This window comes from Pseudoflavonifractor sp. An44, from assembly GCF_002161675.1.
Classification (GTDB): Bacteria; Bacillota; Clostridia; order Oscillospirales; family Oscillospiraceae; genus Enterenecus; species Enterenecus faecium.
On record NZ_NFIH01000003.1, the window covers coordinates 138645 to 152662 of the forward strand.

The 14018-nt window shown below is 62.5% G+C and carries 16 protein-coding genes; 11 read left to right on the forward strand and 5 right to left on the reverse strand.

Annotated elements, in window-relative coordinates; translation table 11 throughout:
* Nucleotides 1-74 precede the first annotated feature (74 nt).
* The 4 genes from larC to B5F98_RS02575 form a co-directional block, all read right to left on the reverse strand.
* Nucleotides 75-1298 (reverse strand): nickel pincer cofactor biosynthesis protein LarC, encoded by a 1224-nt coding sequence (larC, locus tag B5F98_RS02560; RefSeq protein ID WP_087369478.1) that lies wholly within the window; start codon nucleotides 1296-1298, stop codon nucleotides 75-77.
* Complete coding sequence (larB, locus tag B5F98_RS02565; RefSeq protein ID WP_087369479.1) at nucleotides 1295-2056, reverse strand: nickel pincer cofactor biosynthesis protein LarB; 762 nt, start codon at nucleotides 2054-2056, stop codon at nucleotides 1295-1297. The genes larC and larB overlap by 4 nt, the downstream gene beginning before the upstream one ends.
* A complete protein-coding gene (larE, locus tag B5F98_RS02570) occupies nucleotides 2046-2813 on the reverse strand; it encodes an ATP-dependent sacrificial sulfur transferase LarE (protein ID WP_087369480.1) in 768 nt (255 codons plus the stop codon). The genes larB and larE overlap by 11 nt, the downstream gene beginning before the upstream one ends.
* 337 nt (nucleotides 2814-3150) lie before the next feature.
* Nucleotides 3151-3834: a 4Fe-4S binding protein gene (locus tag B5F98_RS02575; RefSeq protein WP_087369481.1), complete on the reverse strand. Its 684-nt coding sequence runs from the start codon at nucleotides 3832-3834 to the stop codon at nucleotides 3151-3153.
* Between the two features lie 192 nt (nucleotides 3835-4026).
* On the opposite strand from B5F98_RS02575, the gene B5F98_RS02580 reads away from it, so the two are divergent.
* Nucleotides 4027-5346 carry an MATE family efflux transporter gene (locus tag B5F98_RS02580; RefSeq protein WP_087369509.1) on the forward strand — a complete coding sequence of 440 codons (1320 nt, stop codon included), beginning with the start codon at nucleotides 4027-4029 and terminating at the stop codon, nucleotides 5344-5346.
* Nucleotides 5347-5986: 640 nt separating this feature from the next.
* On the opposite strand, the gene B5F98_RS02585 is transcribed toward B5F98_RS02580, so the two are convergent.
* On the reverse strand, nucleotides 5987-6367 hold the full coding sequence (locus B5F98_RS02585) for a helix-turn-helix transcriptional regulator (RefSeq protein WP_087369482.1): 381 nt from the start codon (nucleotides 6365-6367) through the stop codon (nucleotides 5987-5989).
* Nucleotides 6368-6531: 164 nt separating this feature from the next.
* Here B5F98_RS02585 and B5F98_RS02590 point away from each other — a divergent pair, with 164 nt between their 5' ends.
* The 10 genes from B5F98_RS02590 (at nucleotide 6532) to B5F98_RS02625 (ending at nucleotide 13990) form a co-directional block, all read left to right on the forward strand.
* Nucleotides 6532-6927, forward strand: a complete 396-nt coding sequence (locus B5F98_RS02590) for a hypothetical protein (protein ID WP_087369483.1) — start codon at nucleotides 6532-6534, stop codon at nucleotides 6925-6927.
* Nucleotides 6928-6934: 7 nt separating this feature from the next.
* Entirely contained in the window at nucleotides 6935-7165 is a 231-nt protein-coding gene (locus B5F98_RS02595; protein ID WP_087369484.1) for a hypothetical protein, read from the forward strand.
* Nucleotides 7162-7440, forward strand: a complete 279-nt coding sequence (locus B5F98_RS02600; protein WP_087369485.1) for a hypothetical protein — start codon at nucleotides 7162-7164, stop codon at nucleotides 7438-7440. The genes B5F98_RS02595 and B5F98_RS02600 overlap by 4 nt, the downstream gene beginning before the upstream one ends.
* Before the next feature lie 92 nt (nucleotides 7441-7532).
* Nucleotides 7533-8075 (forward strand): terminase small subunit, encoded by a 543-nt coding sequence (locus tag B5F98_RS12625; protein WP_158099759.1) that lies wholly within the window; start codon nucleotides 7533-7535, stop codon nucleotides 8073-8075.
* The gene (locus tag B5F98_RS02605; protein WP_158099760.1) at nucleotides 8065-9588 is read left to right on the forward strand and encodes a PBSX family phage terminase large subunit; all 1524 of its coding nucleotides are present in this window, start codon (nucleotides 8065-8067) and stop codon (nucleotides 9586-9588) included. Before B5F98_RS12625 ends, B5F98_RS02605 begins: the two co-directional genes overlap by 11 nt.
* Entirely contained in the window at nucleotides 9585-11645 is a 2061-nt protein-coding gene (locus tag B5F98_RS02610; protein WP_087369487.1) for a hypothetical protein, read from the forward strand. Before B5F98_RS02605 ends, B5F98_RS02610 begins: the two co-directional genes overlap by 4 nt.
* Entirely contained in the window at nucleotides 11642-11776 is a 135-nt protein-coding gene (locus B5F98_RS13430) for a hypothetical protein (protein ID WP_275532481.1), read from the forward strand. The genes B5F98_RS02610 and B5F98_RS13430 overlap by 4 nt, the downstream gene beginning before the upstream one ends.
* A gap of 75 nt (nucleotides 11777-11851) precedes the next feature.
* A complete protein-coding gene (locus tag B5F98_RS02615) occupies nucleotides 11852-12574 on the forward strand; it encodes a hypothetical protein (RefSeq protein WP_087369488.1) in 723 nt (240 codons plus the stop codon).
* On the forward strand, nucleotides 12575-12961 hold the full coding sequence (locus B5F98_RS02620; RefSeq protein ID WP_087369489.1) for a hypothetical protein: 387 nt from the start codon (nucleotides 12575-12577) through the stop codon (nucleotides 12959-12961). It begins immediately after the preceding gene.
* A gap of 18 nt (nucleotides 12962-12979) precedes the next feature.
* Nucleotides 12980-13990: a hypothetical protein gene (locus B5F98_RS02625; protein ID WP_087369490.1), complete on the forward strand. Its 1011-nt coding sequence runs from the start codon at nucleotides 12980-12982 to the stop codon at nucleotides 13988-13990.
* The last annotated feature ends 28 nt before the right edge of the window (nucleotides 13991-14018 follow it).

The window sequence follows — 14018 nt, forward strand, 5'->3', positions numbered from 1 at the left end:
CCATTTCTCATCGTGGAGAAATGGGGCCCAGCGGAGCGCGTCTCCCCTGCCAGTGAAGAGGGAAGAGGCATGGGTTAGTCCCTGTGGAATATCTGTTTCAGGGTAATCTTGTGCTCCCGGGCGATGCGGGCCATGTCCTCATACTCCGGCTTGGAGCGGCGCACGCCGTAGCCCTGGGCCTTCTTCACCCGCACCGGGCCGTAGGGGGTTTCCCGGGTGGTGATGCTGTAGTCCAGCACGTGCTTTTCACAGGTGCGCACCCGCAGCCCTGTGGTGGAGGTAAGGGCGAACACCTGGTGGATGAGCGGGTCTTTGTGGGCGGGGTCACACAGGGCCACCAGCTGCCAGCCGGGGCGGCCCTTCTTCATGCACCCGGGCAGGGTGTACACGTCCAGAGCACCCTCCTCTAAAAGCCGCTGGCAGGCAAAGGACAGGGCCTCGGGGGTCATGTCGTCCAGGTTGCACACCAGCTCCAAAATCTCCCCTTTGGCCTCCTGGGTGTGCCCCAGCATGGCCCGGACACAGTTGGCGGCGGGGAACTCCTTTTTGCCCATGCCGTACCCGGTTTTCTCCAGTACCATGGGGGGCATGGGGCCGAAACGGGTGGCAAAGGTGGTCAGCAGCGCCGCCCCCGTGGGGGTGCACAGCTCCCCCTGGATGTCGCCGCCGTAGCAGGGCACCCCTTCCAGCAGGAGGGCGGTGGCGGGAGCGGGGACGGGCACCAGCCCATGGGCGCAGTGGACCATACCGCTGCCCACGTGGACGGGGGAGACCACCACTTCGTCGGGGTGGAGCAGGTACAGGGCATAGCAGGCCGCCGCCACGTCCGCCACGGCGTCCAGGGCACCCACCTCGTGGAAGTGCACCAGGTCCACCTCCACCCCGTGGGCCTTGGACTCCGCCTGAGCCAGGCGGTGATACACCGCCCGGGCCTGTTCCAGCACCGGGGCGGGGAGGTTCAGGTGGCCGATGAGGTGCTCCACATCGTGGAGGGTGGTGTGGTGGTGATGATGATGATGCTCGTGGCCGTGCTCATGTTCATGATCATGGTGATGATGGTGGTCGTGGTCATGGTGATGATCCACGCTTTCCTCCCGCTCTCCGTGGACCACCACGTCCATGTGGGTGCCGGAGATGCCGCAGGACTGGGCGGGGACGGCGTGGAACTCCACCCCAGGCAGACCCATGTGGTTGAGGGTGTGCAAGAATTCCTCCCGGTTGGGGAGCAGCTCATACAGGGCGGCGGTGAGCATGTCCCCCGCCGCTCCCATGTTACATTGTAGATATAAGGTGTTCATTGAGGCAGACCCTCCATTTGATTGATGCGGCTGGCCAAAAATCCGGCCCCAAAGCCGTTGTCGATGTTCACCACGCTGCACCCGGAGGCGCAGGAGTTGAGCATGGCCAGCAGGGCGGACAGGCCGCCGAAGCTGGCCCCATAGCCCACGCTGGTGGGCACGGCGATGACAGGGCAGTCCACCAGACCGCCCACCACCGAGGCCAGCGCCCCCTCCATGCCCGCCACGGCGATGACCACCCGGGCTTGCATCAGCTCGTCCAGAGAGGCCAGCAGGCGGTGAAGTCCCGCCACTCCCACGTCGTAGAGGCGGGTGACCCGGTTGCCCAGCACCTCGGCGGTGAGGGCGGCCTCCTCCGCCACCGGCATGTCGCTGGTGCCCCCGGTGGCCACCACGATGGAGCCCACCTGGGGGTGGGGCTGGGGGTTGATGACCCCGATGCGGGGGACGGGGTGGTAGTCCATGGGCAGCTCCTGGGCCACCAGGTCCGCCTTGTCCTGGTCCAGGCGGGTGACCAGGATGTTGCGGCTGCCGTTTTTCATCATGGAGGCGGCAATGCCCGCAATTTGCCGGGGGGTCTTGCCCGCCCCGTAGATGACCTCCGAGGCCCCCTGGCGCACGGTGCGGTGGGTGTCCACCCGGGCATAGCCCAGGTTGTCAAAGGGAGAGCGTTTCAGCTCCAGCACGGCCTGCTCCGGTGTGACGGACCCGTCCGCCACACCTCGCAGCAGGGCCAGCACATCTTGTTTACTGTCCATGGAATTCCTCCTTTTTCCGGGGGTTCAAGTCCAGAAAGACCTGGGAAAAGTGGGGGGAGAGGGCCTCCAAAATGGCCTGATACTGGGCCACCGCCCGGTCCATCTGGTCCTGGGGCAGCTGAATAAGGGCGGCGTCTCCCCGCAGTCGAATGCGAAAATCGGTGAAGCCCAGGGCAAAGAGGGCGTCCTCGCCCCCCTCCACCCGTGCTAAATCCCGGGCGGTGATGGGGGTGCCCGTGGGAATGCGGGTGGCCAGACAGGCGTAGGCGGGCTTGTCCCAGGTAAACAGCCCCGCTTCTCGGCTCAGGGCCCGCAGATGGGCCTTGGTGACCCCGCACTCCCGGAGGGGGGAGCGCACCTCCAGCTCGGAGAGGGCCCTCATGCCCGGGCGGTCCTGGGCGTCGTCCGAGGCGTTGGTGCCGTCCAGCAGCAGGGAAAAGCCATCCGCCCGGACCTGCTGCCACAGGGCGGAAAAAAGGGCTTTTTTGCAGAAATAGCAGCGGTTTGCTGGGTTGGCGGCCACCTCGGGGCAGGCCAGCACGTCCAGCTCCACCACCGTCAGGGGTACTCCCAGCTCACGGGCCAGACGCTGGGCGTCCTCACGCTCCCAGGCGGGCTGGAAGGGGGTGGAGACGTAGTAGGGCCGTACGTCCTGGCCAAAGGTGCGCCCCGCCCAGAGAAGGTAGGCGGAGTCGGAGCCCCCGGAGAAGGCCAGGGCGGCCTTGGGGTGCTGGGTAAAAAATTGCTGTAATGTCATGGGATTCTCCTAAAAAGAAAAGGTACGCCTTGGGGGCGTACCTTTTGACTGTCAAAAAAGCAAAAGTCCCTGCAAGAAGTTTGAGGTACTTGGTTAGGAACACAAGCCCTCGGCAGAGTTTTCCCGCCCGCAGGCGGGAAAATAAATGAAAATTCGTTTTTTCCGGGGACATGCGCATCGGAAAAAACACTTCTCAGCCCGCCAGTGTGGCCTTGGGTCGTCCTTGGACCCAAGGATGCATGCAGCGGGCTGTATCTCCTCGAAAAAATGCTTGCATTTTTGAGAAAAACCCGCTATGTGAATGGTACACAAACCGGGGGGAGAAGTCAAGCCCCCATCAGTCCAAAATCCGCCCGTCGGTGGAGATGGTCACCACCTGCCAGGGGATGAACTTGCCGCTGGCACGCAAAGCCTGGGTGGCGGCGTGCTGGATGCCGCCGCAGCAGGGCACCTCCATGCGCACAATGGTGAGGGCGGTGATGTCGTTATCCTGGAGAATGGCGGTGAGCTTTTCGGTGTAGTCCACCATGTCCAGCTTGGGGCAGCCGATGAGGGTCACCTTGCCCCGGATGAAGTCCTGGTGGAAATTGGCGTAGGCGTAGGCGGTGCAGTCGGCGGCGATGAGCAGGTGGGCGCCCTGGAAGTAGGGGGCATTCACCGGGGCCAGCTTGATTTGCACCGGCCACTGGAGCAGCTGGGAGGCACAAGGGGCAGGGGCGGCGGTATCTGCCTGGGGGTTGAGGGCCCGGGCCATGCTGCCGGGGCAGGCGCAGGGGGCAGCTTTGGCGGCCATATTGGCCTTCACTGCCGCCTCGTCATAGGGGGCGGCCTCTCGCTCCACGAAGGTGATGGCCCCGGTGGGGCAGGTGGGCAGGCAGTCCCCCAGGCCGTCGCAGTAGTCGTCCCGGATGAGTTGGGCCTTGCCGTCTACCATGGCGATGGCCCCCTCGTGGCAGGCCTGAGCACAGGCCCCGCAGCCGTTGCACTTGTCCTGGTCAATGTGGATGATGCGTCGAATCATAGATGTGTCCTCCTGGTGTGGTGATTTTGATGGTAGGATACCACAATGGGCCGGGAATGTCTGTTGTAGTTCCAACAAAACCGCAGGTTTTCTCCCCAATGGCTTGCCAAGGGGAACTGGGAGGTATATACTAATCAGACACGAAATGAGAGATAGAGAAAGGAAATGAAAATGGCACACACCACAGAACCCATGACACAAGGGCCCATTTGGAAGCGAATCACCTACTTTGCCCTTCCCATTTTTCTGGGCAACCTGTTCCAGCAGATGTACAACACCGCCGACTCCCTGATCGTAGGAAACTTCCTGGGAAAGAATGCCCTGGCTGCGGTGAGCTCCACCGGCAGCCTCATTTTTATGCTCATCGGCTTTTTGAGCGGCATCGCCATCGGCGCCGGTGTGGTCATCTCCCGTTACTTCGGCGGCAACAAGCTGGAGGAGATGAGCAAGGCAGTGCACACCACCGTGGCCTTCGGTCTGGTGGCCGGCGTGGTGATGACAGCGGTGGGCGTGGGCCTGTCTCCCCAGATTCTCCGGTGGATGGACACCCCGGAAAACGTCATGTACAACTCCCAGCTGTATCTGAGCATCTACCTCATGGGCTCTCTGGGCTCAGTGATGTACAACGTGTGCGTGGGTATCATGCAGGCGGTGGGCGATAGCCGCCACCCCCTGTACTACCTCATTGTCTCCTCGGTGGTCAACGTGGTGCTGGACCTGTTCTTCATCGCCGTGCTGGGCATGGGGGTGGACGGAGCGGCCTGGGCCACCATCATTGCCCAGTACGTCAGTGCCATCATGTGTTTGTGGCGGCTGCTGCGGGTCAAGGACAACTACCGGGTGGAGCTGCGGAAGATTCGCTTCCACTGGGATATGCTCAAGCGGGTGGTGCGTTTCGGCCTGCCCTCCGGCGTTCAGAACTCCATCATCGCCATTGCCAACGTGGTGGTCCAGTCCAACATCAACCACTTTGGCGACGCCGCCATGGCCGGCGTGGGCGCCTACTCCAAGATTGAGGGCTTCGGCTTCCTCCCCATCACCAGCTTTACCATGGCCATGACCACTTTCGTGGGCCAGAACCTGGGTGCGGGCCAGATCGAGCGCACCAAACGGGGCGCCCGGTTCGGCACCATCACCTCGGTGATTTTGGCCGAACTCATCGGTGTGGCGGTCTTTATCTTCGCCCCCCAACTCATCGCCGCCTTTGACACCTCCCCCGACGTCATCGCCTACGGCGTGGACAAGGCCCGCACCTCCGTGCTCTTCTACTGCCTTCTGGCCTTCTCCCACGCCATGGCCTCCATCCTCAGAGGTGCAGGCAAGGCCGTGGTGCCCATGTTCGTGATGATGATCTGCTGGTGCATCATCCGGGTGTCCTTCCTGGCCATCGCCGTGCCCCTCACCGGCAGCATTCAGATGGTCTACTGGGTCTACCCCCTCACCTGGTTCTTGAGCTCCGTGACCTTCCTGTGGTACTATCGGCGCATGGATTGGAACCGAAATCTGGCATAAACACTGTATTTTTGAAAGGACGGGAAAATTTCCCGTCCTTTCGACTTTTTTCGGCCTTATTCGACATTTTTTTATGTTATCATACAAAAGTCCCATAGAACGGACAATTTTAGACAAATTGTGGGAGTCAGATGCTTGAAATGGTACATATGTTCGATTATAATGGGGGCAGGACATCGTGGACCAATGGGATGGCACCCCCATCCCCAGCGCAGGGAGGAAGAGAAATGGAGCGTAACTGGATCAAAGCGGCAATCATCGACTTACTGGACCGAGCGGATGAGGCCCAGCTACGAGCCATTTTTCAGTTCATTTCCCATTATTTAAACCGATAGACAGTCGGAAACCTCATATCAATGCAAAAAGGATATATTCTCTTGCAGCATGAAAAAGCTCTCGGCAGAGTTTTCCCGCCCGGGGGCGGGAAAATAAATTAAAATCCGTTTTTTTCGGGGACATGTGCATCGAAAAAAACACTTCTCAGTCCGTCAGTGTGGCCTTGGGTCGCCCTTTGACCCAAGGCTGCATGCAGCGGACTGCAACGCCTCTCAAACATGCTGGCATTTTTGAGAAGCGTGTCGAACGTTTTCGACACGCTAAAAAAACCCGGGCATCCAAACCGTTGGATGCCCGGGTTTTTTTATGCCTTGGGGTCGCTGAGATCCCGGGCCAGCCGCTCCAGAACCGCCCAGTCTTCCTCGCTGAGCCGGGAGAGAACGGAAATGAGGCGAGAGCGGAAGTCATTCCGGCCTGCCACATCCCCCAAAAAGCCCATCAGCTCCTCGTCTGGGGTGTGGCCGCTGGGGGGCGTCAGGAGCATGTCTCCCTGGCCAGAACGCAGCCAGTCCTCGTTGACATGGAACACCCGGCAGATATCCAAAAGGGTGCGCTCGCTGGGGGTGGTCTTTTCGATCTCATAGGTGGCAATGGTATTTTGCTTCAAACCCAGTTGGTCGGCAAAGGCCTGTTGGGTCAGCCCATAGGCCTTGCGCACCTGGCGGATACGCAGTCCAACACTCATAGTCAATCCTCCAGTTCTCGAAACGATACGGGGGTTACCTCCGTATTTTACCACGCCACAGCGGGAAGCACAAGAAAGAAGATTGACCAAATCAATAAAATGGCCTTGACAAATATCGGCGACTGATATAATATTATCGAGAAATCAATAAAAGGAGGGAGACTATGACATGGAGCGCATGGTCACTGTGCGTCAGCCTGCCCCGGCTGGGGCGGCGTGAGCGGGCCTTTTGGCTGGGCGTGGCCCAGGGGCTGGCGTGGAGACATCAAGAGGAGAAAAAGGAGGAACGAGCCGGGATGCAGCGAGAAGAGATGGTCTATCACGGAGGGAAGCGCACCCAGGGGGAGCGGGTGAAGCTGGAAGTGCGCAAAGAGGAGGGCAGCGACGGGTTCTGTCAGGTCATTGAGGCCTCCAGCACCGCCGCCGCCATGGATGCCCTGGAGGCCCTCATCCGGGGATATGAGCAGTTTCTGGGGGTGCCCGCCCACCATGTGCTGGCGGTGCTGGCCACGGTGATGACGGTGCCCGGCGGGGGCCACATGGAGGGAACGGGGAGGTGACGGGGGCGTGACAGGGTTTACACCCCAGGAGCTGGAGGAGATGGCCCAGGCGGACGCCGAGATTGACCGGGAGTTTGAGGCGGATTGGGACCTGGAGCTGCCGCCCCCCGTCCCCCAGCTGGTGTGGGTGTCCCGGCTGGCCCGGCAGCACCACACCACCTATGGAAGATTCGTCTCCACCCACACCGAAGAGGAAATTCGGGAGCTGGTGGAGCAGTTGAAAGGAGAAACACGATGAAATTTCGCTATAAGCGGGGCATTCCGGTGCCCTATGCCCGACAAGGGTACATCTACTTTAAGTCTCTGCGCTTTTCTGGCCTGCCCGTGAAGGAGCAGGAGCGGATTCGCCGCCTGTGCGACTGCGTGGGGGGCAACAATGGCCAGGCGCTGCTGGAGCACGTCACCACCGGGGAGGCGGTAAAGTCCGTGTGTCAGAGACACTACATCGCCTCCCCCACCACTCTGTACCGGGCGCTGAAACGCTATTATGTACGCTTTCCCCAGGATTTATAAGGGGAAGTGTGGAGATTGAACACGGAATGTGTAATCACGAGGGAAGTCTGGTTGCTACAATGGGACAAGAAGAACACAAGGGAGGGAAATCTGTGGCTGCCAGACAGCGACAAACCAGCACATCCAAGGCCCTGATGCGTCAGGTACGCCAATACCTGGACTCCATCAGCCGCACCGTGGATGTCACCGAGCTGCAACCCACCGGAGAGGTGGACAAGAAGGGAAATCCCATCTGTGAGAAAAAGCCGGTGTACAACGACCGGGGGGAGATCATCCGCACCCGGGAATATGTGATTCCGCCCACCCTCACCGGCATCTGCCTCCACCTGGGCATCACCCCGGGGAAGTGGAAGCAGTGGTGTGATCACCAGGCCTACCCGGAGTTGGAGGAGGCCACCGAGTGGGTCACCGGGATGTTACAGGCGTGGAGCGAGGAGCAGCTGCTCACCCGCAAGGATGTGAAGGGGGTGGTGTTCCACCTGCAGAATAACTACGGCTATGCCCAGAAGGTGGAGGTGGAGGCGGGGCCCCAGACCCGGGCCGTCCAGTCCCTCACCACCCAGGAGAAGCTGGCCCTGCTCCAAGAGTTGTGGGAGGAGGGGCAGGGGGAGCTGCCGGAACACCATGAACCATGACCGACAGGAGGAGGCTCTGCTGTGGTACAAGGGCCTGAAGGAGACCAATAACGACACCTTTCTCCCCCTCTTCTTTGACAAGCACCGGTTTCTGGTGCTGAAAGGGGGCGGCGGCAGCGGCAAGAGCATTTTCGCCGGGCGCAAGGTGTTGGAGCGGGTGACCAGCGAGCCGGGGCACCGGTGGCTGGTGTGCCGCAAGGTGGCCCGCACCCTGCGGGAGAGCTGCTGGGCCCAGCTGGTGGGCCAGATTTCGGACTTCTACCCCGATGCCGGGGCCAAGACCAACAAGTCCGCCATGACCATCACCTTCGCCAATGGAAGCGTCATCCTCTTTGCCGGGCTGGACGATGTGGAGAAGCTGAAATCCATCTTCAACATCACCGGCATCTGGATTGAGGAGGCCTCCGAGCTGGAGGAGGGGGACTTCAACCAGCTGGACATCCGTCTGAGAACGGATTTCAACCAGTATCTCCAGATGATCCTCACCTTCAACCCCATCAGCATCACCCACTGGCTGAAAAAGCGGTTTTTCGACCGGAAGGACCCCCGGGCCACGGTGCACGAGAGCACCTATAAAGATAACCGCTTTCTCACCCCCGAGGCGGTGGCCACCCTGGAGAGCTTCAAAGAGACCGACGAGTACTACTATATGGTCTACTGCCTGGGCCAGTGGGGCGTGACGGGCAAGACCGTGTTCAACGGCAAGGCGGTGGGGGAGCGGCTGCAACACCTGGAGCCCCCGGCCAGCGAGGGCCTGTTCGAGTACGACCTGGCCGACGACGGCATCCACCTTGCCAACATCCACTGGGTGGAGGAGAAGGGGGGTCCCATTCGCATCTACACGCCCCCTCAGCAGGGGCGGCCCTACGTCATCGGCGGGGACACCGCCGGGGATGGCTCGGACTGGTTTGTGGCCCAGGTGCTGGACAACGTCACTGGGGTGCAGGTGTGCACCCTCCGCCACCAGTACGACGAGGACACCTACACCCGGCAGCTGTACTGCCTGGGGCTGCACTACAATCGTGCCCTGCTGGCCCCCGAGTGCAACTTCTCCACCTATCCGGTGAAGCTGCTGGGGCTCATGGGCTACCCGAAAATTTACGTCCGGGAGGTGGAGGACTCCTTCGATGGACAAATCCACCACGCCTACGGCTTCCGCACCGACCGCCTCACCCGCCCGGTGATTTTGGCGGAGCTGGTGCGGGTGATGCGGGACCACCTGGGGGGCGTGAACGACCGGGCCACCCTGGAGGAGATGCTCACCTTTGTGCGCAATGAGCAGATGCGCCCCGAGGCGGAGCCGGGGGCCCACGACGACTGTGTCATGGCTCTGGCCATCGCCCACTACGTGCGCCCCCAGCAGTCCATGCGCCTGACCACCCCCCAGCCTGGAGGCACCGCCCGGTGGACCTCGGACATGTGGGAGGACTGGAACCGAGCCAGCTCCGGGGACCGGGAGATGCTGCTGCGGCTGTGGGGTAGGCCCGGTGACAACAAAGGAGGAGAAAGATGAAGGCCAAACACCAGAAACAAGCGGGGGAGAAGCTGAAGCTGTGGCAGCAGCGGCTGGCCCTGAGCAACGCCGCCTACTCCGCCGAGTACGCCCGCATGGACCAGCGGGAGCGCATCTACAACGGAGACCATCAGCTGAGGCCCCTGGTGCCCGGAGATACGAGAAGGGACGGGGGCGTGCGCAACACCAGCCATGTGCGCAACATCGTCTTTGAAAACGTGGAGACCCAGGTGTCCAGCTCCATTCCCCAGCCCAAGGTCACCCCACGCCGGAAAGAGGACGAGGGGCTGGCCCAGCTGTTGGAGCACTTTTTGCGCAACGAGTTGGAGCGGCTGCCCTTTACCCAGCTCAACGACCTGGCCGAGCGCACCGTCCCCATCCAGGGGGGCGTGGCCTACCTGGTGGAGTGGGACAACCGGGAGCGCACCCATGACACCGTGGGTACCCAGGTGGTGCGCATGCTCCACCCCAAGCAGCTGGCCCCCCAGCCCGGGGTGTTCACCTCCATCCAGGACATGGACTGGGTGATTGTGAAAATCCCCACCACCCGGGACGCCATCTTCCGGGAGTACGGCATCTGGGTGGAGGAGGACGGAGAGTCCGAGCCCGCCGTGCGGGGCGTGGACGGCGTGAGCGCTGTGGAAGACGCCCTCACCCGATACGTGGGCTATGAGAAGAACGCCCAGGGGGGCGTGAATCGGTACTGCTGGGTCAACGACACCCCGCTGGAGGACCTGGAGGACTACCAGGCCCGGCGGCAGCCCGTGTGTAAGCAGTGCGGCCGGGTGCGGCCCCTGCCCGGACAGCTCATCCAACAGCCCGCTACGGCACCCAACCAAGACCAGGGGGAGCTGCTGCGCCAGGAGGCGGGGCAGATGCTGGCCCAGACCTTGGCCCAGGAGGCCATGGCCGGGGGCGGCGGCCTGGACAGCCTGCCCGTGGAGCCGGACCAGAGCCAGGCCCCCCGGGAGTACCAGGGGGGCGGTTGCCCCTGGTGCGGCTGTGAGGAGTTTGAAGACCAGGTGCAGGAGTATGAGCAGGTGCTGCTGCCCATCACCACCGGGAAGGGGCTGTCCATCCCCGGTGCCACCCCCGATCTGGATGAGGAGGGCAACCCGGTGATGCGCCCCACCCTCATCCCCTTCTACAAGCCTGGGGTGTTTCCCATCGTCTTGCAGCGCAGCGTGTCCGTGTACGGCCAGCTGCTGGGTAACTCGGATGTGGACATGATCGCCGACCAGCAAAACACCATCAACCGCCTGGAGCAGAAGATCATTGACCGACTGGTGAAGGCGGGCACCCGCATTACCCTGCCCGACAACGCCTCGCTGCGGGTGGACAGCCAGGACGGGGAGCGGTGGTACATCGGCTCGGCGGCGGACAAGGCCATGATTGGGGTATACGACTTCAAGGGGGACTTGGAGTACGAGCTGCTGTACCTGGCCAACGTCTACGAGGAGGCTCGTCAAATTCTGGGCATCACCGACTCCTTCCAGGGCCGGGCGGACTCCACCGCCACCAGCGGCAAGGCCAAGGAGTTTTCCGCCGCCCAGGCCGCCGGACGGCTGGAGAGCAAGCGGGTGATGAAAAACAAGGCCTACGCCGACCTGTTCCGCATGATGTTCGAGTTCTGGCTGGCCTACGGTGACGAGCCCCGGCCCGTCACCTACCAGGACGCCCAAGGCCACACCCAGTACGAGCAGTTCAACCGCTACGACTTCCTGGAACAGGACTCCGACGGCCAGTACTACTGGAACGACCAGTTTCTCTTCTCGGTGGACACCACCGACACCCTGGCCAGCAACCGGGAGGCCATGTGGCAGGAGACGAGGCAGAACCTGCAAAACGGGGCCTTCGGCGACCCGGCGGCCACCGAGACCCTCATCCTGTTCTGGACCAAGATGGAGCAGCTGCACTACCCCGGGGCGGGGGACACCAAGCAGGCCCTGGAACAGCGGGCCCAGCGGGAGGCCCAGATGGGACAAGCACAACAACCACTGACGCAAGGCGACAGCGGGAACATGCCAGACCAGATGAGAAAGGAGGAAATGAGATGAAGGAGCAGAAGGGCTACATCGGCCGGATTCAGAACACCGGCACCCAGGTGGTAAAGGCGCCCTGCCAGACCACCGCCACCAAGACCGGCACCGTGCACACCGGCAAGGACCTGAGACAGGGCAAGGAGTAACACCACAAAACCAAACCAATACGCAGGGATAGCGGGAACATCCCACGGCCCCACGGGGGCAGGAAGGAACGAGATATGGAAGTCAACGAGCAGCAAGTGTATGAGGCTCTGGGGGTGGAGCAGCCCACCCAGGAGCAGGCACCCCAGGAGACCCAGCAGCCCCAGGCCCAGCCCCCTCAGGGAGAGATGAGCCTGGAGCAGCGGCGGGAGAACGCCGCCCGGAGACGGCGGGCGGAGACCCGGGCCGCCATCCAGGAGGCGGTGGAGGCCGAGCGCACCCACACCCGCCGGGATGTGGAGCAGGTGCTCCGAGATGCGGCCCTGAGAAGCCCCGTCGACGGCACCCCCATCACCAACCTGGAGCAGTACCGGGCCTTCAAGCAGGCCCAGCAGGCCAAGCCCGCCCCTCGGCCCCAGGCCAACCCGGCCATGGAGGCCCAGGTGGCCGCCGAGCTGGCCCAGATTCGCCAGCTCAACCCCAACATCCGCTCGGTGGGCGATCTGCTCACCATGCCCCGGGCGAAGGAGTTTTACCAGCTGGTGAAGCGGGGCAACTCCTTTGTGGACGCCTACAAGCTGGCCCACTACGACCAGCTCACCCAGCAGGCAGCCGCCGCCGCCCGCCAGCAGGCCCAGAACCTGGCACGCAGCAAGGGCCACCTCATCGCCGCCGCCCAGCGGGGCAAAGGGGCCGCCACCGTGCCCGCCCCGGAGATGGACCTGTTCCGGGCCTTCAACCCCCAGGCCAGTGAAGCGGCCATTCAGGCCTACTACAACAAATATCAGGGAGGAAAGTAAATGTTTGTACCCGTGAAAAGCAACACCGGGGCCATGCTGCCCTGGGAATACCTGGGCGCAGCCGCCGACACCTATCAGGCGGGCCAGATGCTCACCGTTACCGGCGGCAAGCTGACCAAGCTCAGCGCAGCCTCCACCACCACGCCCCCCTATCTGTGCATGGCGGACGTCACCGCCGCCGATGGCCAGGTCATCCCCGTCACCCGGGTGGAGGGGACCTTCCTCTACGAGACCACCCTGTCTGCCGTCACCGCCGAGGCAAAGCCCGGCGCAAAGGTACAGGTGGCCGAGGACGGCCTCACCGTGGCCCAGGGCGCTGGCAACTTCGAGCTGGTGGACGTGGAGGGCACCCAGAAGGGTGACACCGTCCGGGGCAGATTTGTGTAAAGGAGGACAACCAATCCCATGAAAATCATTTTCTCTGAAGGCTCCGGCCTCAACGACAGCATTTACGGCAAGTGTCAGGCCCCCATCCGTATGTTCCTGGAGCAGCGGGGGGAGCAGTTTGAGCGTCAGTCTGTGCTCAAGGACCTGTTCCTCATGGGCAAGAGCGAGAACTACGGCGACCTGATGACCACCATGACCGCCATGAGCGGCTTTGAGCCCGTGGGCGAAAACGGCGCCTATCCCCTGGACGGCATGCAGGAGGGCTACCAGAAGCTGCTGGTGTACGACACCTGGAAGGACTCCTTCTCCATCTCCGCCGAGATGATGGAGGACTCCAAGGTCATGGACATGAAGAAGCAGCCCGCCGCCTTCATCACCAGCTACAACCGCACCCGGGAGCTGTTCGGCGCGGCCCTGTACGGCGGCGCCATCTCCGGCAAGGACAAGATCACCTATAAGGGCCGGGAGTTTGACATCAAGAGCGCCGACGGCGTGTCCATGTTCCACACCGCCCACCCCGCCAAGGTCTCCGGCGACACCCAGGCCAACAAGTTCAGCGACGCCTTCTCCGCCGACGCCCTGGGCAAGATGGAGACCGCCATGCACCTGTTCCGGGGTGACAACGACGAGATTCTGGACGTGGCCCCCGACACCATCCTCATCCCCGAGGTGGGCAGCCTGAAAAAGGAGGTCTTTGCCGCCATTGGCGCCGACAAGGAGCCCACCACCTCCAACAACGCCTTCAACTACCAATATGGCCGCTGGAACGTCATCGTCTGGAGCTACCTCAACCAGTTTGTGGACCTGTCTGAGGGGAACGCCCCCTGGATTCTGCTGGACAGCAAGTACAACCAGACCTACGGCGGCGCCGTGTGGAATGACCGGGTGCAGCTGGCGGTGCGCTCCACCGTGGACGAGAACACCGATGCCAACGTCTGGCGTGGCCGCAGCCGCTTCAACGCCACCTTCAACGACTGGCGCTTTGCCGCTGTGGGCGGCATCACTGGCGGCACCGAGCTGCCCGACTAAGGCATGACCCCGCCCCGGCCCTAGCACC

Excerpts from the sequence above, each read along its gene's own strand:
- B5F98_RS02620 (WP_087369489.1), top strand. The coding sequence starts at position 12,575 with ATGTTTGTACCCGTGAAAAGCAACACCGGGGCCATGCTGCCCTGGGAA.
- B5F98_RS02615 (WP_087369488.1), top strand. The coding sequence starts at position 11,852 with ATGGAAGTCAACGAGCAGCAAGTGTATGAGGCTCTGGGGGTGGAGCAG.
- B5F98_RS02600 (WP_087369485.1), top strand. The coding sequence starts at position 7,162 with ATGAAATTTCGCTATAAGCGGGGCATTCCGGTGCCCTATGCCCGACAA.
- B5F98_RS02590 (WP_087369483.1), top strand. The coding sequence starts at position 6,532 with ATGACATGGAGCGCATGGTCACTGTGCGTCAGCCTGCCCCGGCTGGGG.
- B5F98_RS13430 (WP_275532481.1), top strand. The coding sequence starts at position 11,642 with ATGAAGGAGCAGAAGGGCTACATCGGCCGGATTCAGAACACCGGCACC.
- larC (WP_087369478.1), bottom strand. The coding sequence starts at position 1,298 with ATGAACACCTTATATCTACAATGTAACATGGGAGCGGCGGGGGACATG.
- B5F98_RS02610 (WP_087369487.1), top strand. The coding sequence starts at position 9,585 with ATGAAGGCCAAACACCAGAAACAAGCGGGGGAGAAGCTGAAGCTGTGG.
- B5F98_RS02585 (WP_087369482.1), bottom strand. The coding sequence starts at position 6,367 with ATGAGTGTTGGACTGCGTATCCGCCAGGTGCGCAAGGCCTATGGGCTG.
- larB (WP_087369479.1), bottom strand. The coding sequence starts at position 2,056 with ATGGACAGTAAACAAGATGTGCTGGCCCTGCTGCGAGGTGTGGCGGAC.
- B5F98_RS02625 (WP_087369490.1), top strand. The coding sequence starts at position 12,980 with ATGAAAATCATTTTCTCTGAAGGCTCCGGCCTCAACGACAGCATTTAC.
- larE (WP_087369480.1), bottom strand. The coding sequence starts at position 2,813 with ATGACATTACAGCAATTTTTTACCCAGCACCCCAAGGCCGCCCTGGCC.
- B5F98_RS02605 (WP_158099760.1), top strand. The coding sequence starts at position 8,065 with ATGAACCATGACCGACAGGAGGAGGCTCTGCTGTGGTACAAGGGCCTG.
- B5F98_RS02580 (WP_087369509.1), top strand. The coding sequence starts at position 4,027 with ATGACACAAGGGCCCATTTGGAAGCGAATCACCTACTTTGCCCTTCCC.
- B5F98_RS02575 (WP_087369481.1), bottom strand. The coding sequence starts at position 3,834 with ATGATTCGACGCATCATCCACATTGACCAGGACAAGTGCAACGGCTGC.